This window comes from Winogradskyella psychrotolerans, assembly GCF_018860565.1.
GTDB classification, from domain to species: Bacteria; Bacteroidota; Bacteroidia; order Flavobacteriales; family Flavobacteriaceae; genus Winogradskyella; species Winogradskyella damuponensis.
Map to the genome: position 1 here is coordinate 64,555 of NZ_JAHKPS010000029.1, position 19,292 is coordinate 83,846.

Sequence of the window (19,292 nt, forward strand, 5' to 3'; positions counted from 1 at the left end):
ATCAATCCGTTAATTTATACCCAAACCCACGAACATTAATGATTTGTATACTTTGATCCTTCTTTAGTTTTTTACGCAATTTTGTAATAAAAACATCCATGCTTCTTGTCGTAAAAAAATCATCGGTTCCCCAAAGTTTATTTAATATTAAAGAGCGGTCTAAAACCTGATTTTTGTTTTTTATTAAATGAAATAAAAGATGTGCTTCTCTATGAGTTAATTGAATAGGATTTTCAGACTTGTAAAGAAGTTGTTGTTTGGGGAAATCAAAAGTATAAGTACCTATTTTTAAGACTTTTGTTGTTTTTTGTGTTTTAGACCTGCTTATTAAATTATGAATTCGTACTATAAGTTCTTCTATGCTAAAGGGCTTTTTTAGATAGTCATTTCCTCCAATTGAAAACCCTTCTACAACATCGGCAGTTTGCGATTTTGCTGTTAAAAAAATAATAGGAATATCATCATCAATGGTTCTAATTTCTTTTGCTAAAGTGAAGCCGTCTTTTTTAGGCATCATTACATCTAAAATTAAAATGTCTAGTGCTTCAGATTTGAATTTTTCAAATGCTTTTTCTCCATTATCGCATAAAACGACTTTAAAATCTCGTGTTTCTAGACTTTCTTTAATGATTTGTCCGAGCGCAGCTTCGTCTTCAGCTAATAAAACTTTTATGTGATCAGCCATTTGGAAGTGTGATTTTAAATGTGGTTAAATTTTTATTGAGTTCTAAGGAGATAGACCCATTGTGTTTGTCTATAATAGTTTTAGTGTAATATAAACCAATACCAAATCCTTTTACATCGTGTGTATTCCCTTTTGGAACACGATAGAATTTTTCAAAAATTCGGTCTTTGTTTGCTTTACTTAGAGTATTGCCATTATCTGAAATTAAAAGTTCTATACCTGTTTCTTTTGGAACCAAATCAATAGAAATAATAGCACCTCCATATTTTGTGGCATTGTCTAAAATATTATTTAGAGCATTTTCAAAATGAAATATATCGACATTAATACACAGGTTCTCAACTTTTAAACTGGTATTAAAATCCTTTTCTGGAAATTGAATTTTATAACGATTTACTAAAGTGTTTAGTAATTCTATAATATCAATAGCCTCTTTGTTTAACTCCAAATTGTCACTGTCTAAAGTAGCTGTTTCTAAGAGTTTTTCAACCATAATATTCAATTTGTCTAATTGCTTAGAAGACATATTAATGTAGGCTTTAGTTTTTTCTTTATCGTCAATAACATTAAAACTATTAATACTTTCTAAAGCAACACCAATGGTGGCAATTGGTGTTTTAAACTCGTGCGTAATATTGCTGATAAGATCATTTTTAACTTCGGCGAGTTGCTTTTGGTGTTTAATGATTTTTAATAGATAGAATAAACAACTTATTACAGCTAAAATTAAGAGCGTCGAAATTAAGATACCGCCAAGAATACGATATAAAATTGCTTTGGTGGTGTTGGTAAATAAAATGGTTAAAAAAGTACCTTTTGGTAGAAATCTAGATTTTGTATCTGTTTGAAGGTAATCATCAGACATATGATTAGGGTCTAATTCGGGTATGTATCCGTTTACCTTAAAATAGTCCAAATAGCGTTCGGAGTCTTTATAGTCTAAATAAAAATCGACATTAATATTCTTGCGCTCTAATTCTTTTGCTATTAGACTTTCAACAGCCTTAACATCAAGCGTGTCATTTTTTATTGAAATCATCACTTTAGAGGTCAGAAATTCGGCATTTTTAAATTCGAGATCTTTGGTGTTAATTTTAAGGCTATCTATTTGTAATTTAAATTGATCTGTTGATAAGGGCTTGTGTTTTTTATTATGAGCCTCTGACATTGAATCTGCTTTAAACCCTCTAAAGATAGTTATGCCTTCAATAGTATTTGTATCTAAAGCATCAAGATTTGTAAACTCTTTTTTAGATTCATCAATGGTTTTTAAAATTTTTTCTAGTTCTCCATCTTCTTCAAAAGCATTTTTTTGTTGGTCGCCTTCAAGAATAAAACCAAAAGTAGTACGCTCTGCCAAAGCGGTATAATAATCATCTACCGCTTTATCCAAACTAATCTGTACGTCGTTAATTAGTTGTTGTTTATTGGTTTGGTAGTTTTTATAATTCCAATAGACCTGTATGCCAATGGTAGCCATAATTACGGCAATGATGGTGTATAAAATTAGGCGATACCGTTTATCATTCATGTTTCAAATGTATAAAGTTATTATTAAGTATAGGTTATCGGTTAACACACGTTAACACTAGTTAACCTAAAAAACGAATTGGTGTTGTGATATTTGTAGGGTATTAATTATAAAACCATAAAAAATGAAATTAAAGATTCGCGACTGTTATAGTCTAAAAAAAGTGCTCACTTGTTTAGTGTTATTAGTTTCTGTTGTTGGATTTAGTCAATCTAAAGTTGAAGAAAAATCAGTAAAAATTGATGCGTATAGTATTGAGGTTAGCGTTGATTCTCTTGAAGCGTTAGAGTCTACTTTTAAAGCGGAAGATTTAGATGAGTTATTAGAAATGATGGATAACAATGAAACGTTGAGTTTAACCTTAAACTGTAGCTTTTCAGAGGCTAAGGATAATTTAGAAGGAAACATGACTTATACTATTACAGGAAGGGCAAATGAAAAAACGAAATTTCTAAAGAATATTGAAAAAATGAAAGCTACAGCATTGAAATTTTATAATTTAAAAAACAGAAACTAATGACAACAATTACTAGGATTCTAATTTTGATATTAATAGGGATCGTTTCATCTGTTAGTGCACAAGATTTTCAAGGCATTGCGACTTACAAAACCCATCGTGATTTTGATATTAAAATGGATAGTACCAAAATGAACGATGCAATGCAAAAGCAAATGATGGACATGATGAAGAAGCAGTTTCAGAAAACGTATATTTTGACTTTCGATAAATCGTCATCTTTATATAAACAAGAAGCAGAATTAGATAAGCCACAAGTAGGAGGAGGTATTCAGATGTCTTTTGGCAATAGTGGGTCAGATGTGTTTTATAAAAATATAAAAGATCATAACTATGTAGATCACAAGGAAACAATGGGAAAAAAATTCCTTATTAAAGATACGATCTCTCCCATAGAATGGAAACTAGAATCCGACACCAAACACATAGGAGAGTATATGTGTTTTAAAGCAACATATACCAAGAAGGTGCCTAAAAATAATTTCAATTTTAACAGTAATTCAAATATAGATGATGATACTGAAGAGGAAAAAGAACTAGAAATGGAAGAACGTACAGTTACAGCTTGGTATTCTCCTCAAATTCCTGTAAGTAATGGTCCTGCAAAATACCAAGGTCTTCCGGGTTTAATTTTAGAAATTCACGACGGAAAACTAACGGTAATCTGTAGTAAGATAGTCGTTAATCCTGAAGAAAAAATTAAGATTGAAGCACCTACAAAAGGTAAAGAAGTTTCTCAGAAGGAATACGACGCCATTATGGATAAAAAAACAAAGGAAATGATGGAGCGTTATGCACCCAGAAATGGTAGTAAAAGCGGTGAGGTGATTCAGATAAGTATAGGAGGTTAGTTTTCTTAACACAAGTTTAACAAATCTAGACTTAACTTTTCTTCATCAGTAGAGTCTTATGATAATAAGATTAACAAAAAAACTATTATTGAGTTTTGCTATACCATTAAAGATGAAGAAACTACCGCTTAAAATTGCATTGTTATTAGCTGTGATAATTTCCAGTTCTAATTTATTTGCTCAAGATTTTCAAGGAAAAGCCTATTACATGTCTAAAACAACCATGGATTTAGATCAGTTTGGTGGACAAGACATGAGCGCAGAACGTAAAAAGCAAATTCAAGAACGTATGAAGAGCTTTTTAGAAAAAGAGTTTACATTAACGTTTACTAAATCTGAGTCTATCTATAAAGAAGAAGAAAAGTTAGAAGCACCTGGTAGCGGAGGTCGTAGAGGTTTTGGAGGAAGTCTGACAGGCGGACCAAAATATAAAAATGTTCAAACTAAAGAAATGCTTCAAGATCAAGAATTTTTTGGGAAGCAGTTTTTAGTTAAAGACGAATTAAAAACTATCGAATGGAAAATGGGGACTGAAACCAAAACAATTGGTCAATACACCTGTTTTAAAGCAACTGCGATGGTAGAGCCTACTGGAATTGATTTTCAGAGCTTTAGAAGACCAAGAAATGGAAATCAACGTAAAGAAGGAGAGAAAGGTAAAGATTCTACTGACTCAAATGAGCCTGCAAAACCTAAAACAATAGAGGTTGTAGCATGGTACACTCCTCAAATTCCTGTTAACCAAGGGCCTGATAATTATTGGGGTTTACCAGGTTTAATTTTAGAAGTTAATGCAGACCGTACAACGATTCTTTGTACTAAGATTGTATTAAACCCAACAGATAAGGAAACGATAGAAAAGCCTAAAAAAGGTCAAAAAGTTACGCAAGAAGAATACACTGAAATCACTACAAAAAAGATGGAAGAAATGCGTGAAATGTACGGAGGACGCAACGGTAGAGGTGGCGGAAGAGGACGAAATTAAGCACCAAATATTAAATACCACAATCACAACCAAATTATATGAAAAATATTTTAGCACTACTATTTACTTTAGTAGTAATGAGCTCTTTTGCTCAAATCAAAATGCAAGGCATTGTGAAAGATAGTATTGGAGCTCCTTTAGAGTTAGCCAATATTATAGCTATTAATAAAGATACCAATACATTAGAATCCTATGCTATTACTAATGCTAGTGGAAAATATGTTATTTCGCTAAGTAAGAACGGAAGGTATAGTATTCAAGTGAGTTATATTGGATTAAAGTCCGTTGATGAAACTATTGAAACTAAAGAAGTCGATATCACAAAAGACTTTACAATGCTTACAGATAATATGCTGGATGCTGTTGAGTTGACTTATGAAATGCCAGTAACCATAAAAGGAGATACCTTAATTTATAATGCCGATTCGTTTAAAAGTGGAACAGAGCGAAAGCTTGAAGATGTCTTAAAAAAATTACCTGGTGTAGAAATAACAGCAGAAGGTAAAATTGAAGTAGAAGGAAAAGAAGTTACTAAGCTAATGGTAAACGGAAAGGATTTCTTTGATGGAGATTCAAAATTGGCCACAAAAAATATACCTTCTAATGCTGTAGATAAAATTCAAGTATTACGTAATTATGCTGAGGTAGGGCAATTAAGTGGTGTACAAAATAACCAAGATAACGTTGCTATAAATATTAAACTAAAAGAAGGAAAAGAAAACTTTTGGTTTGGAGATGTTACTGCAGGTGGAGGTGTTGCACCATCTCCTAATGATGAGCTTTATTTAGTGCAGCCTAAGCTATTTTATTACAGCCCTAAATACAGTGTTAATGTTATTGGAGATTTAAATAATACAGGCGAAGTGGCATTAACAGGTAGAGATCTTCGAAACTTTGGTGGTGGTTTTAGAAGACCAAGTTCTAGTAGCGGAACAAGTCTAAATCTTGGAGATAATGGCTTAAGTGGATTAACCAATATAGACGATTCACAAACTGTAGAATCTAAATTAGCAGCAGTTAACTTTAGTTATTCGCCAAATAAAGCTTTAGATCTTAGTGGCTTTATAATTTACAATAGTAGTAGATTACGTACTCGTGAAGAAAGTTTTGTACGTTATACAAATCCCGAATTAGAAATTCCGGATGAAGAAACAATACAGACAGGTAGTGAGGCTACTAACCAAGGTTTAGCAAAATTAAGTGCAGCTTATAAGCCAAATGCAAATAACCAATTAAACTATGATGTTTTAGGTCGAATTTCTAGTGATTCTGAAACTCAAAATGAATTTTCTTCGGTTGTAGGAAATACCTATCAATTAGATGAGGCTAAACCATTTAGTATTAATCAAAATGTAAATTATTATTACACCCTAAATGAGAATAATATTTTTGCTTTTGAAGCGCAACATTTAATAAAAGATGAAGATCCGTTTTACAATGCCATTTTAGTAAACGACCCTACAAATAATAATGCTATAGATCCTAGTGATAGAGATGCTTTTGATAATACAGCTTTGAGTTTAGGACTAGATAGAGATCAGTTAGGTTATGATTTGAATCAAGACCGTCGTATAAAATCAAATCAGCTAGATGCTAAATTAGATTATTACAATATTTTGAATTCAAAAAGTAATATCAATTTAACCTTAGGGACTATTTTAAGTACTCAGAAATTTAACTCTAATATCTTTCAGTTTTTAGATGATGGTTCTTATTTTGATCCAACAGCAAGTTTAACAAACGAGGAAGGAGATGTGTTATTAAATGAAAATGACACTGAGTATAATTTTAGTGATATTTATTTAGGTTTTCATTACCGATTAAAAACAGGTAAGTTTACAATTACTCCAGGGTTTTCTGTGCATGCTTATGGTAACAAAAACACACAGTTTGGTGAAACTTACGAAGACAATTTCTTTAGAATATTACCAGATTTTGAAACACAAATTCAGTTTAAAAAGAGCGAAAGCTTAACCTTTCGTTATAACATGAAAAATGCGTTTACGGATGTTACAAGTTTAGCTGAAGGTTTAGTTTTAAATAACTATAACAGTCTTCAGTATGGTGAACCAGAATTACAAAATTCGTTATCTCATAATTTGAGCTTACGTTACTTTAGTTTTAACCTATTTAATTATACCAATGTTTTTGCAATTCTTAATTATAACAAAAACATAGATCAAATACGTTCATTTACTAATTTTGATAATGTCATTAGAACAAATACATACTTTAATTCAAACTTCGCAGATGAGAGTGTTACAGCTATTGGACGTATACAACGTACATTTGGTAAGTTAAGAGCTAGTATGCGAGTTAATTTTAATTACAGTAAGAATAATCAATTTGTACAAGATGTAAGATCTGTAAATGAAACATTTTCTCAGAGTTATACACCAGAATTGCGTACTAATTTTAGAGAAGCACCAAACGTAAGTTTAAAATATTTATATCGTGTTTCTGATACGAATCAAGGTGATAATGATACACAGTTTATTACAAATGCTCCTTCAGTAGAGTTTGATGCATACTTGTGGAAAGCTTTAACGTTTAGAACTGATTATTCTTATACAAGTCAAAGTAGTAATGTTAGTGATACACAATCCTACCAAACTTGGAACGCTAGTTTAGCTTACCGAAAAGATCAGGATGCTAAATGGGAGTATCAAATTAGAGCAACCAATTTATTGAATATAGATTCTGAAGTAAATAATGGTTCTAGTAACATTTCAGTTTATAGTTCTGAAACGTTTGTTTTACCAAGGTTTGTTACCTTTAGGTTAACTTATACTTTATAAGAACAATTTTAATATAAAAAAGCCTTGCATTCATATTTATTGATTGCAAGGCTTTTTGTTTTTTGAGGTTTTAAGTTAATTAATAATCTCTTAAAACATGCACAACTCCTGAAACAGAATGTGGGTTTCCATCATAGTCTTCATAAGTTCCGCTAAAATTAATATCAATATATTCACCAACAGCTCCAAGAGATGTTAGATTGTAAATGACGTTGTTATTGGTGTTAGACATGCCAAAACACTCTTGAAGATTGAAGCCTGTATCGCTGTTATCATTGGCATCCCAATTGTAATTGTCGTAAGTACCTTCATAAGTGGTATCGTCTAATTTCCCGAACATATAAAAACAGTTGTCGTTACTAGAACCACTTAAAGTTAGAGTTGGTCCATTATAATTAGGTGAGTTAGCATCAAACTGGCTATTTATATTATCTAAAACATAAATTAAATCTCCACCGTCAATACTATATTGAATAAACTCAGTAATCGTGTTACAAGCACTTATGGTTCCAATATTTGTTAATGGCGTGGTAAAGGTATAGCTAATACTGTCTGTTGTTTGAAGGTTGACATAGTCACTCGCTTTTATTTTGAACGTATTATCGTTTTCGCAGCGTAATAGATTAATTTCAAATGTACCATCGTTAACAACATCGGTAAAGGTTTGTCCTCCGTATTTTAATTGTACGTAGCCATCTGTTACAGCATTGTCATCACAAGTATTAAAGTCTCCTGTTACAGTTTCGGCTATAATATCAGGATTGTCAGGTATAGTTATTGAGAGATCAGAGTCTGATGTAAAAGGGCCAATTATTTGCGAGTGTAATGATTCATTTCCACAAAAGTCATAATTATAAATATCTAGCTCTAAAGTTTCTCCACTAGGTACAAAACCACACACTTCTCCATTGTCGTTAATATAACCATTACGAGTGCCAAATGTAGCACTTGTAATACTTACATAGAGATTGTTTAAAACATTATTTTGATCGTCTGTAGCAGTTACACAAAGTGTGACAGCGTTGGCAGGAATATCACAATTCCAAAAGGAAAAATGCGTTACGGTTCCAATATACATATTGCCTTGTAAGGTGGCTTCACCTTCTTCAATCCAATAGCCTTTGGTTTCGTCAAAATACCAAAGTGGAATGGTTGCTGGTGCAATGCTCATTAAACTTGGGGCAACATACATTTTAATTTCAGAGGTAGATCCTTCAGCTAAGTTTAATTCTTCTCCTGAGCTTCCACGTAATTCTACAGCCAACATTCCAAGGGTTTGTAACATACGTTCAGCTCCATCAGAGTTTTGAGCATATAGCATTCCTGGTCGTTGTAAGGCCATATCTTCATCTGCTGGATCTAAATGATGTACAATAACATTTACAGTGCCAGCGTATTCAGACCCATCTTCTTTTATGAAATTTCCATCAAAACTTACAGAGCTTCCGTTGTCAAGTGATACTGTTCCTTCAGAACCACTGTTTACAGTGCCTGTAATATTGGCGTCAAGTAACATAATAGTTACTTTATTAGTGCCATTAGTGGGTACTACATTTCTAGAGCCATGAATATAACCTGATTTTGAAGCCTTGATATAGCCAAAGCGTTTGTGTACTGTCGCATTTTTAATGATAAAAACACCATTGCTGTCAGTCATTGCAGTATCATTACCAATTGTTATTAAAACGCCTTCAATAGGAAGATGGTTTTTGTCGATGACTGTTCCTAAAAAATCTCTCGAAATTTCATTTCCGAAATATTCAGAGAATTCGTCAGGAACAATTTCTTGTTGTTCACCTACCGGATTGCTATCATCTTTTTGACAAGACGTCATTGTAAGTAATGAAAATAAAAATAGAAAAATGAATTTGGGGAATTTGTTCGTACGTTTCATATCGCTTTTTTTTGATTATGCATTTTACTTTTCACTTATAAAACAACTCAATAACTGAAATTCCTACCTGTTTCGATTATTCTAAAAGAAAAACCCTCAGCATTAATTAAAATGTTGAGGGTTGTTTTTGGGTAACACTTTTAAGGGTTATCCTTTGGTAATATCTATTTTTTCGATCACTTTTTCAACCTCACCAGCTTTGTTAGTTAATGATGCTTCAAATGTTTTTAGTGAATTCTCTACTTGAGTTTTAGTTCCTTTAAAAACAATGGTTTTTAATATTTTTTCTCCATCTTTAATCGTTGAGTAATCAACTGTAGCTACGGCTTCAATATCTTCAGAATCAATAGTCATTTCAATAGAAAAGTCTTCTTCAATATTGGCCAAACCTATGTCATTAGCATGACCACCTAAGATAGGGGCAATGACCAAACCGATTAAACAGGTTAATTTAATTAAGATATTCATTGATGGTCCAGAAGTATCTTTAAAAGGATCACCAACAGTATCTCCTGTTACTGCAGCTTTGTGCGCTTCAGAACCTTTAAACGTCATCTCTCCGTTAATTTCAACACCAGCTTCAAAAGATTTCTTAGCGTTATCCCAAGCACCACCGGCATTGTTTTGGAAGATAGCCCATAACACACCAGATACAGTAACACCAGCCATATAACCACCTAACATTTCAGCAATCGCTAAATTATTCATTCCAAAAATCATAGGAACAAAAGCAATTACTAAAGGAAAACCAATAGTTAATAATCCTGGTAACATCATTTCTTTTAAAGAAGCTTGTGTAGAAATAGCTACACATTTATCGTATTCTGGTTGTCCTGTCCCTTCCATAATTCCAGGGATATCTCTAAACTGACGACGCACTTCTTCTACCATTTCCATAGCTGCTTTACCTACAGCATTCATGGCTAAGGCAGAGAATACTACTGGCACCATACCACCAACAAATAACATCGCTAATACAGGTGCTTTAAAGATGTTAATGCCGTCAATACCTGTAAAGGTTACATAGGCAGCAAATAAGGCTAACGATGTTAAAGCTGCAGAAGCAATAGCGAATCCTTTTCCTGTTGCAGCTGTTGTGTTACCAACCGAATCTAAAATATCTGTACGCTCTCTAACGATAGGTTCTTGTTCACTCATTTCAGCAATACCACCTGCGTTATCAGATATTGGTCCAAAGGCATCAATAGCCAATTGCATAGCTGTTGTTGCCATCATCGCAGAAGCAGCTAAAGCTACACCATAGAATCCAGCAAAAGCATATGATGCCCAAATAGCTCCAGCAAATAATAATACGGATGGGAATGTAGAAATCATACCTGTAGCTAAACCCGCAATAATGTTTGTACCTGCTCCTGTGCTTGACTGTTGTACAATATTTAAAATTGGTTTTTTACCTAAACCTGTATAATATTCCGTTACTGAAGAAATCACTGCTCCTACAAATAAACCAACTAAGGTGGCGTAGAATACTCGCATTGAAGAAATGTCTTGTAAGCCTTCTCCAAAGAAGTTCATTTGCATGGTTTCAGGTAACATCCAAGTTACTAAACCAAAACACGATACAGCAACCAGTATAATAGATGTCCAGTTACCTATATTTAAAGCTCCCATAACCTGAGCTTCTTTAGCGTCGTTACTTTTTATTTTTACCAACATTGTACCGATGATTGAAATAATGATTCCTGCACCAGCTATTGCCATTGGTAATAAGATTGGGCCAATACCTCCAAACAGGTCATCAACTGCTCCACCCATATCTTTTATGACATAGTTTCCAAGAACCATTGCCGCCAATACGGTTGCGACATAAGATCCAAATAAATCGGCTCCCATACCAGCAACATCACCAACATTATCACCTACGTTGTCTGCAATAGTTGCAGGATTACGAGGATCATCTTCTGGAATACCAGCTTCAACTTTGCCAACTAAATCGGCACCAACATCTGCAGCTTTAGTATAAATACCACCACCTACTCTTGCGAATAAAGCAATTGATTCAGCACCTAATGAGAAACCTGCAAGTGTTTCTAATACTATGGTCATATCCATTGTATTGGTCCACTCACCTCCCATAAATACATGGAAAAACACGATAAAGAAAACGGTTAAGCCTAAAACGGCTAAACCAGCAACACCAAGTCCCATTACAGTACCACCTCCAAAAGAGATTTTTAATGCGTTTGGTAAACTTGTACGTGCGGCTTGTGTTGTTCTAACATTTGTTTTAGTTGCAATCTTCATGCCTATATTTCCCGCAAAAGCAGAGAATACAGCACCAAAAACAAAAGCAATTACAATTAGCCAATGCGTTGTTGGAACAATGAAAGCGACTAAAGTTAATAAGGCTGCTACAATGACTACAAAAATGGCAAGCAATCTATATTCCGCATTTAAGAACGCCAACGCACCTTCATAGATATGATCTGAAATTTCTTTCATTTTACCATCTCCAGCGTCTTGTTTCATTACCCAAGATTGCTTTATAAGCATGTAAATTAACCCTAAAAGTGCCAAAGCTATTGGCATATAAATCATCATTGACTCCATATTATAATATTTAATTTAATTAGTTATTAGCTAGGTAAATGTAATAAAATGAATCATATTTTTACGAAAAAAGCAATATCAATTAATTGATATTGCTTTTTTAATAGTTTTTAGGTGAAAAACTTTGGATTCCTAAAAAAGAATGTTAAATCGTAAACGTGCGTTTCTTTTTGTGTTCGCTTTCATCATAACGTTGTATACATTCGTGGTAGATTTTTATAGCTTCTGCAGCATCACCCCATCCTCCTGTATCAACTTTTTTCTTTTCTAAATCTTTGTAAACTTTAAAGAAATGTTCAATTTCTTTTAGTCTGTGAGGGTTTAAATCATTGATATCTTTATTGTTACTCCATATAGGGTCTGAAACTGGTACACAAATAATTTTTTCATCTGGTCCTTTTTCATCCGTCATATGGAAAACACCAATTGGTCTCACTTCCATTACGACCATTGGATATGTAGGTTGATGTCCTAAAACTAAAACATCTAAAGGATCACTATCTAAAGCTAAAGTTTCAGGAATGAAGCCATAATCACCTGGATACATCATAGATGAAAAAAGCATGCGATCAAACCTTATCTTGTGTAATGTGAAATCGTATTCATATTTATTACGACTTCCTTTTGGTATTTCAATTAATACATCGAAAGTTAATTCTTCTGATTCTGACATGTTTTAAATTGTATTTGGGAGTTCTATTTTTCTTAGAACCGTTATTATATTCTCTGTTACATATTTAAGCATGGCAAAGATAATATATTGTGCGAGTTAAGCAATTAATTATGTTTGAGTTTAAGTATATAGTGGCCTACTGATTTTTTAGAATGAGTCTAGAGTTTATTCTGGTGATTTTATTTTAGAATAATAACGAATAAATTGAGTACGTTAAATGGAGTGATACTTCTAAACGTATATACTAGAATCTGATGTTTTGTGAAGGGAATAGCTTTAATAAACTAAAGAGGACTTTCCTTCGTCAAATTGTTTCACTAATTTCGTTTCATCTGTAATGTGCAATAGAATTACACGATATTTAAAATAGTTATTCAAGTATGGATTCGAACTTAATTAAAGTTATAAATCAACATAAACAAATTATTAAGGTTTCAATCACTTTAAAGGAAGAATCGCAGCGTTTCACAAAATTGCTGTTTAAGGCGTTTTATGACGGTGATACCGATGCCGAAGACGCTTTACAGAAACTTGAAGTGTTATTTGTATCGATACGTAATATGGCTTGTCCGCATACTAAAAATATGCCTTGCAAACGTTGGAATGATTTTAAAGCTAATATTCCAGATTTATACGCTAGTTTAAAAAAAGATGCTGAAGCGATTTTCAACAATGATCCAGCAGCGCAATCCATAGAAGAAATATATGTAGCCTATCCGGGCTTTTTTGCTATTTCTATTTATAGGATGGCAAGAGTTTTTTATCAATTAAATTTACCACTTATACCAAGATTAATGACCGAGTATGCTCATCGTATTACAGGTATCGATATACATCCTGGTGCTACAATTGGAGAGTCATTTTTTATAGATCATGGTACAGGTGTGGTTATCGGAGAAACTACAGAAATACATAATAATGTTAAGGTATATCAAGGTGTCACCTTAGGAGCATTAACCGTAAAGAAACAACATCAAAATACAAAGCGCCATCCCACGATTGAGGAATATGTTACCATTTATGCTAATGCGACTATTTTAGGAGGTGATACTATTATAGGTGAAAATAGTGTGATTGGTGGTAATACATGGCTAACGGAATCTGTTCCAAAAAAATCTATTGTAACTCACAATCATCAAGTTGAAATTTTTTCGAAAAATAAAAAGTAATTATGAACAAGACCTTAATAGATCAAATTGGAAATACACCTATGGTGAAATCTATAGTACTAAATACAAATCCTAAGGTAAGTTTGTATTTTAAGCTTGAAGGCAATAATCCAGGGGGTAGTGTTAAAGATAGAGCTGCTTATAATATGATTAAAAGCGCTCTCGATTCAAAAAAAATAGATCAATCATCGAAATTAATTGAGGCAACAAGCGGTAACACAGGGATTGCCTTAGCAATGATTGCAAGTATTTATAAGTTGAATATTGAACTAGTAATGCCAGATACAGCGACCAAAGAACGGGTGCAAATGATGCGCGCTTATGGAGCAATAGTGACATTACATCCGGATGGTATAGAAGGTGCTAGAGATTATGCTATTGACAAGGTTGAAAATAACAGTTACTTCTCCTTTAATCAATTTGCTAATGACGATAATTGGAAAGCGCATTACAAAACCACAGGCCCTGAAATTTGGAGAGATACAGAAGGTAGGATTACGCATTTCGTTTCTGCAATGGGAACTACAGGAACTATAATGGGAACTGCTACCTTTTTGAAAGAACAGAATGCAGATCTGAAAATTGTAGGTGTACAACCAACTGATGGTTCTAAAATCCCTGGGATTAGAAAATGGCCAAAAGCCTATTTGCCTAAAATATTTGATGCTTCTAAAGTCGATCAAACGATTGAAGTTAGTAAAGATGAAGCCTTAGCAATGACACGACGATTGGCGAAAGAAGAAGGTATATTTGCAGGAATGAGTAGTGGAGGAGCGACAGCAGCAGCTTTAAAATTAGTAAATGAATTAGAAAGCGGCATTGTGGTTTGTATTATTTGTGATCGCGGCGATAGGTATTTGTCCTCGGACTTATTCGAGTAGATATTAATCTATCTCAATTTATTGTTGACGCTAAGAGATTCTACTGTTTCTAAAAATAGAATCCAAAACTACCTGTAATGCCAAAAGGTCTCGCGTCTGGTCGGTCTAGGTAGTTTCCTCTAAAGTTAAAGTCTAATCTTAAAACTTTAAAAATATTGGCAACACCAAAACTATACTCGTAATAGATTCGTGAATCTGGAGCAACCAATGTAAATTCAACAGGATTGCCAGTAATGCTAAGGTCTCTGTTTTCTTGAGATAATTCACCCCAAACACCTCTTAAACTTAAAATAGCTCTTAAATTATATTTCTTTAAAAATGGAATGCGTGAAAATAGACGTCCATTAAAATTATGCTCTACATGCATTGATGTATATGTGTCTGTAACAAACTCATAGAAGTCAAGTTGAGAAAAGGTATTATAAATTGAAAAATAGGTCTGGTTCCCTGGTACAATATTTAGTAGCGAAAGCGGAACTTCTCCATAAGTTTTACCTGCTTCGATAGATGTTGTTAAACGGCCAAAACCACCAACTTGCCATGGTTGTATATATGAGAATTGTACTTTTGTATAATCAAAATCACTGTTAAACCAACTGCGATCTCCACGACTTACTTGTGCAAATAATCTTGCGAAATTGTCATTTTTTTCTTTTCGTTCAACTCCAAAACCTGTCATTTGGCGTTTTGGGTAAAAGGCTAATGAGAGTCGGCTTTCAAATTGTTTTACCTCAGAAGAAATTCCGGATGATGCTTCTGCATCATTATAATCTAAACTAAAAGTAGGAGAGGCAGAGCTTAATGTACGGAAACTACCATCTAAGCGTATTTCGAAATTTCTAGCAGCTTCAATAGACATTCCGAGATTGGTTAAATTGATATTGGTTAATTTATCATTAGAACCAGTACCAATAACAGAGGAAGATGCTAAGCTTCGACCAAGGACATCTGTAGAGCTTGTTAAACTTGCTCCAATTTGTTCTATGTCGCGCCTGTTTCCGCCAAACAGGGTTAATCGGCTTCGTTTATCTAGCAACCATTTTCCAGAAAGGCCGTATTTAAATTTATCGTCTTTAAAGCCATAAGCCATAAAGCCTTCAACCCTCCACATATCGTTGGGGCCAAAATAAGTTCGTCCTCCTGTTCTTAAGCGTAAACCTTCAACTTCATTATATCCAAAAGTTGAGAAAATAGGACCATAATCAAAATTAATGCTTGGAAATTCTACATAACCAGAAGCAAGAATGCTTCCTAAATTATACAATCGCTTAAACTTCTTCACTGTTTTAAGCGTGTCTAACATTTTGTAAACCCCTTTTTCATCTTTGTTTAAGGCTTCAAGTCTATTGTTTTCCCAAAAATCATCTTCTCTATTATAAACGTCTTTATCATAATCATAGACAACTTTATCATAGAATTTAGGGTCTTCTTTAGGCTGATTAAATTTGTAATTATCGTAAATTGTAGTTCGTTTACCATAAACACCTCTAGATTGTTCCTTTTTATTAAATGCAAAATCGGAAAGAAAATAATCGCGTTTAATAAGAAATAAAGAGTCGCTTAGTACTTCAAACTCTTGTTCTATATAAATTTCTTTTACCCAATTGATATTAGCACTTTTAGATGCTTGAAGGTTTATTTCTTTAATGGCGTAGGTAGAGTCGTTAACCCAAAAGTCGCCTTTAAAAGTCAATTCGTTTTTTCGTCTAGGATAATATATAATGTTGTAGCACCATTTATTATCAATAAATGCACTGTCTGACAATACGTAATTATAGGTTTGGATACCTGTTCTACTTAATGGGCTTACAAAGCTCTTATCAAAAAACTTTAGGTAATTATCATAGACATTATACTCGGAATATAAATCGTCTATAAAGTCTATAATGATTTGGTTGTTGCTAAATCCTGAGTTTTTATTTCCTAATAAATCTTCTCGTTCTTTCTTAAGAATATTATCGCCAGATATTTTTTTAACAGATTCGTTTAAGAAAATAGGCAAATACGTTTTTCCAGTAACGTTTGAAGTATCTACTTCTTCAAAAACAAACTCCATACCTTTAAAGAGTTTACTTTTTATTAAAGCACTATCTATAGTGTTAAGGTCAAATTCAACTTTTTCATACTGGTCGTATTCGTATTGTTTAAATTGACTTAAACCATTTTGTCGTTTACGTTCCCAAATTTTCTTAAGAATTCTAATCGCTGGATTTTCGGAGGCTTTTTTAGATTGTTTTCCGGTAACAATAAGCACCTCGTCTAAAGAGGAAGCTTCTTCTTTTAATATAAATTTTAAATCGTAATTAACACGTTTGGTTAGTGGAATTTCTAAAACTTCAAAACCAATAAAAGACACAATTATGGTTTCCCATGTTTCATCAGATTCTAGATAAAACTTTCCATCTTCATTAGTAATGGTACCTTGTGTAGAACCTTTAAAGAAAATATTAACATAAGGAAGTGCTACGTTGTTTTCATCAAACACGTATCCACTAGCTTTTGTCTGTGAGATTGCAGAAAAAAAGCCTAGAACAAAAAAAAGTGTAAATAATTTTAATTTCATATTAAAAATAAACTTCATCAATAACCATGCTAAACTTTAGGTAGAGGGTTACTAATGAAGTTTTTTAAACGCAGAAAACTGCAATTTATTTGTACATTACTTTTTTTACTGCTTTAATAACATCGTCGCTATTAGGCAACCATTCTGCTAATAAAACAGGAGAGTATGGTGCAGGAGTATCTGCGGTATTTATTTTAACAACTGGAGCATCTAAATAATCAAATGCTTCTGATTGTACTAAGTAAGTGATGTCAGTAGCTACATTTCCAAATGGCCATGCTTCTTCTAAAACAACTAATCTATTGGTTTTCTTCACAGATTTTAAAATGGCCTCTCTATCCATTGGACGAACAGTTCTTAAATCTATAATTTCACAAGAAATACCTTCTTTTTCTAATTCGTCTGCAGCTTTGTAAGCTTCTTTTATGATTTTACCAAAAGATACGATAGTAACATCTGTTCCTTCACGTTTCACATCTGCAACACCAATTGGTATTACATATTCTCCTTCTGGTACTTCGCCTTTATCACCGTACATTTGCTCACTTTCCATAAAAATTACAGGATCGTCATCTCTAATGGCAGCTTTTAATAAACCTTTAGCGTCATATGGATTTGAAGGAACAATAACTTTTAATCCTGGAGTGTTAGCAAACCAGCTTTCAAAAGCTTGAGAGTGCGTTGCTGCTAGTTGACCAGCAGATGCTGTTGGTCCTCTAAATACAATTGGACATTTAAACTGTCCACCAGACATTTGTCTAATTTTGGCCGCATTATTTATAATTTGATCAATTCCAACCAAAGAGAAGTTAAACGTCATATATTCTACAATAGGTCGATTGCCCGTCATTGTAGATCCAATGGCAATACCAGCAAAACCAAGTTCTGCAATAGGTGTATCTATGACGCGTTTAGCACCAAACTCGTCTAACATCCCTTTAGATGCTTTATAAGCACCATTGTATTCCGCTACTTCTTCACCCATAAGATAAACGCTTTCATCTCTGCGCATTTCTTCACTCATGGCCTCGCAAATAGCTTCTCTAAATTGAATTGTCTTCATGCTTTTGTTTTTATTCGAGCTGCAAAAATAATAATTCTAGACTATATAATGACATTAAATTTAAAGTGAACGAATAAAAAAATGAGAAGTTCTATTATTTTTTTTAGTTGAATTTTTTTTCGACTCATTTTTTCAATGAGAGAATTGTGAAATTGTAATAGAATCAGTAAAAAATCTTCAAATTTTTAAAAAATTGATAGTTTATTCGATTAAGATTGTGTTTTTCTAAAATATATTATGCGTGCATAGTAAAATTCAAATTATTATTTTTATCTTCGTACTCAAGAAAAAAGACGTTTAAATAAATCATTTTTATATGAAAATATTAGTATGTATTAGTCATGTACCTGATACAACATCAAAGATTAATTTCACAGAAGGAGATACAAAGTTTGACACTAGTGGTGTTCAGTATGTTATTAATCCTAATGACGAGTTTGGTCTAACACGTGCCATGTGGTTTAAAGAAAAACAAGGAGCAAGTGTAGATGTCGTTAACGTTGGTGGTGCAGAAACAGAGCCAACTTTAAGAAAAGCTTTAGCTATTGGTGCAGACTCGGCAATTAGAGTAAATACAGAGGCTACAGATGGTTATTCAGTAGCAAAACAATTAGCTAAAGTTGTTAATGATGGTGGTTACGATTTAGTAATAGCAGGAAGAGAATCTATTGATTACAATGGTGCTATGGTTCCTGGAATGTTAGCTGGAATAATTGGTGCTAATTTTGTAGCCAATTGTATCAGTTTAGAAGTTGATGGCACTAATGTTAAGGCCGTTAGAGAAATCGATGGCGGTAAGGAAACAGTTAGCACAACTTTACCTTTAGTTATAGGTGGTCAAAAAGGATTAGTTGAAGAAAGTGATCTTCGTATTCCTAATATGAGAGGTATTATGATGGCACGTAAAAAACCTTTAACGGTTGTAGAGCCTGCAGATGCTAATGCAGAAACTAAAGCAGTAAGTTTTGAAAAACCAGCTCCAAAGGGTGCGGTTAAATTGGTTGAAGCCGATAATATAGACGAATTAGTAAACTTACTTCATAACGAAGCTAAGGTAATTTAATAAACTTTAATTATTCCGAAAGGTTACGCTGAGCAGAGTTCAAGTGTT

The 19,292-nt window shown here is 33.2% G+C and carries 14 protein-coding genes; 7 read left to right on the forward strand and 7 right to left on the reverse strand.

All coding sequences use genetic code 11. The features are described from left to right. Position 1: 1 nt before the first annotated feature. Together KO504_RS15685 and KO504_RS15690 are read right to left on the reverse strand one after the other, a co-directional pair. Entirely contained in the window at positions 2-685 is a 684-nt protein-coding gene (locus KO504_RS15685; protein ID WP_215928417.1) for a response regulator transcription factor, read from the reverse strand. Continuing rightward, the gene (locus tag KO504_RS15690; protein ID WP_215928418.1) at positions 678-2,216 is read right to left on the reverse strand and encodes a sensor histidine kinase; all 1,539 of its coding nucleotides are present in this window, start codon (positions 2,214-2,216) and stop codon (positions 678-680) included. The genes KO504_RS15685 and KO504_RS15690 overlap by 8 nt, the downstream gene beginning before the upstream one ends. Positions 2,217-2,340: 124 nt before the next feature. Here KO504_RS15690 and KO504_RS15695 point away from each other — a divergent pair, with 124 nt between their 5' ends. The 4 genes from KO504_RS15695 to KO504_RS15710 all read left to right on the forward strand — a co-directional run bounded on the left by KO504_RS15695 (position 2,341) and on the right by KO504_RS15710 (position 7,367). After that, positions 2,341-2,733 carry a hypothetical protein gene (locus tag KO504_RS15695; RefSeq protein ID WP_215928419.1) on the forward strand — a complete coding sequence of 131 codons (393 nt, stop codon included), beginning with the start codon at positions 2,341-2,343 and terminating at the stop codon, positions 2,731-2,733. Beyond that, positions 2,733-3,584, forward strand: coding sequence for a GLPGLI family protein (locus tag KO504_RS15700; protein WP_215928421.1), 852 nt, complete (start codon positions 2,733-2,735; stop codon positions 3,582-3,584). The genes KO504_RS15695 and KO504_RS15700 overlap by 1 nt, the downstream gene beginning before the upstream one ends. A 112-nt stretch (positions 3,585-3,696) precedes the next feature. Continuing rightward, a complete protein-coding gene (locus KO504_RS15705; RefSeq protein ID WP_215928423.1) occupies positions 3,697-4,569 on the forward strand; it encodes a GLPGLI family protein in 873 nt (290 codons plus the stop codon). 38 nt (positions 4,570-4,607) lie between these two features. Then, entirely contained in the window at positions 4,608-7,367 is a 2,760-nt protein-coding gene (locus tag KO504_RS15710) for a TonB-dependent receptor (protein WP_215928425.1), read from the forward strand. A gap of 79 nt (positions 7,368-7,446) precedes the next feature. On the opposite strand, the gene KO504_RS15715 is transcribed toward KO504_RS15710, so the two are convergent. The 3 genes from KO504_RS15715 to KO504_RS15725 form a co-directional block, all read right to left on the reverse strand. Further along, positions 7,447-9,261 carry a hypothetical protein gene (locus KO504_RS15715; RefSeq protein WP_215928426.1) on the reverse strand — a complete coding sequence of 605 codons (1,815 nt, stop codon included), beginning with the start codon at positions 9,259-9,261 and terminating at the stop codon, positions 7,447-7,449. Between the two features lie 147 nt (positions 9,262-9,408). After that, a complete protein-coding gene (locus KO504_RS15720; protein ID WP_215928428.1) occupies positions 9,409-11,832 on the reverse strand; it encodes a sodium-translocating pyrophosphatase in 2,424 nt (807 codons plus the stop codon). 145 nt (positions 11,833-11,977) lie between these two features. Beyond that, the gene (locus tag KO504_RS15725) at positions 11,978-12,505 is read right to left on the reverse strand and encodes an inorganic diphosphatase (RefSeq protein ID WP_215928429.1); all 528 of its coding nucleotides are present in this window, start codon (positions 12,503-12,505) and stop codon (positions 11,978-11,980) included. Between the two features lie 380 nt (positions 12,506-12,885). On the opposite strand from KO504_RS15725, the gene epsC reads away from it, so the two are divergent. Both epsC and cysM read left to right on the forward strand, forming a co-directional pair. Continuing rightward, positions 12,886-13,674 carry a serine O-acetyltransferase EpsC gene (gene epsC, locus KO504_RS15730; RefSeq protein WP_215928430.1) on the forward strand — a complete coding sequence of 263 codons (789 nt, stop codon included), beginning with the start codon at positions 12,886-12,888 and terminating at the stop codon, positions 13,672-13,674. Between the two features lie 2 nt (positions 13,675-13,676). After that, positions 13,677-14,555 carry a cysteine synthase CysM gene (cysM, locus tag KO504_RS15735; protein ID WP_215928432.1) on the forward strand — a complete coding sequence of 293 codons (879 nt, stop codon included), beginning with the start codon at positions 13,677-13,679 and terminating at the stop codon, positions 14,553-14,555. 49 nt (positions 14,556-14,604) lie between these two features. Here the strand turns inward: cysM and KO504_RS15740 are convergent, their stop codons facing one another. Together KO504_RS15740 and KO504_RS15745 are read right to left on the reverse strand one after the other, a co-directional pair. Beyond that, a complete protein-coding gene (locus KO504_RS15740; RefSeq protein WP_215928433.1) occupies positions 14,605-17,118 on the reverse strand; it encodes a DUF5686 and carboxypeptidase-like regulatory domain-containing protein in 2,514 nt (837 codons plus the stop codon). Positions 17,119-17,203: 85 nt separating this feature from the next. Beyond that, on the reverse strand, positions 17,204-18,181 hold the full coding sequence (locus KO504_RS15745; RefSeq protein ID WP_215928435.1) for a pyruvate dehydrogenase complex E1 component subunit beta: 978 nt from the start codon (positions 18,179-18,181) through the stop codon (positions 17,204-17,206). A 316-nt stretch (positions 18,182-18,497) separates the two neighbouring features. Here KO504_RS15745 and KO504_RS15750 point away from each other — a divergent pair, with 316 nt between their 5' ends. Next, positions 18,498-19,244 (forward strand): electron transfer flavoprotein subunit beta/FixA family protein, encoded by a 747-nt coding sequence (locus tag KO504_RS15750; protein ID WP_215928437.1) that lies wholly within the window; start codon positions 18,498-18,500, stop codon positions 19,242-19,244. Positions 19,245-19,292: the final 48 nt, after the last annotated feature.

Coding starts and splice junctions, on each gene's coding strand:
- KO504_RS15685 (WP_215928417.1), bottom strand. CDS start 685: ATGGCTGATCACATAAAAGTTTTATTAGCTGAAGACGAAGCTGCGCTC.
- KO504_RS15740 (WP_215928433.1), bottom strand. CDS start 17,118: ATGAAATTAAAATTATTTACACTTTTTTTTGTTCTAGGCTTTTTTTCT.
- KO504_RS15710 (WP_215928425.1), top strand. CDS start 4,608: ATGAAAAATATTTTAGCACTACTATTTACTTTAGTAGTAATGAGCTCT.
- epsC (WP_215928430.1), top strand. CDS start 12,886: ATGGATTCGAACTTAATTAAAGTTATAAATCAACATAAACAAATTATT.
- KO504_RS15720 (WP_215928428.1), bottom strand. CDS start 11,832: ATGGAGTCAATGATGATTTATATGCCAATAGCTTTGGCACTTTTAGGG.
- KO504_RS15725 (WP_215928429.1), bottom strand. CDS start 12,505: ATGTCAGAATCAGAAGAATTAACTTTCGATGTATTAATTGAAATACCA.
- KO504_RS15695 (WP_215928419.1), top strand. CDS start 2,341: ATGAAATTAAAGATTCGCGACTGTTATAGTCTAAAAAAAGTGCTCACT.
- KO504_RS15715 (WP_215928426.1), bottom strand. CDS start 9,261: ATGAAACGTACGAACAAATTCCCCAAATTCATTTTTCTATTTTTATTT.
- KO504_RS15745 (WP_215928435.1), bottom strand. CDS start 18,181: ATGAAGACAATTCAATTTAGAGAAGCTATTTGCGAGGCCATGAGTGAA.
- KO504_RS15690 (WP_215928418.1), bottom strand. CDS start 2,216: ATGAATGATAAACGGTATCGCCTAATTTTATACACCATCATTGCCGTA.
- KO504_RS15750 (WP_215928437.1), top strand. CDS start 18,498: ATGAAAATATTAGTATGTATTAGTCATGTACCTGATACAACATCAAAG.
- KO504_RS15700 (WP_215928421.1), top strand. CDS start 2,733: ATGACAACAATTACTAGGATTCTAATTTTGATATTAATAGGGATCGTT.
- KO504_RS15705 (WP_215928423.1), top strand. CDS start 3,697: ATGAAGAAACTACCGCTTAAAATTGCATTGTTATTAGCTGTGATAATT.
- cysM (WP_215928432.1), top strand. CDS start 13,677: ATGAACAAGACCTTAATAGATCAAATTGGAAATACACCTATGGTGAAA.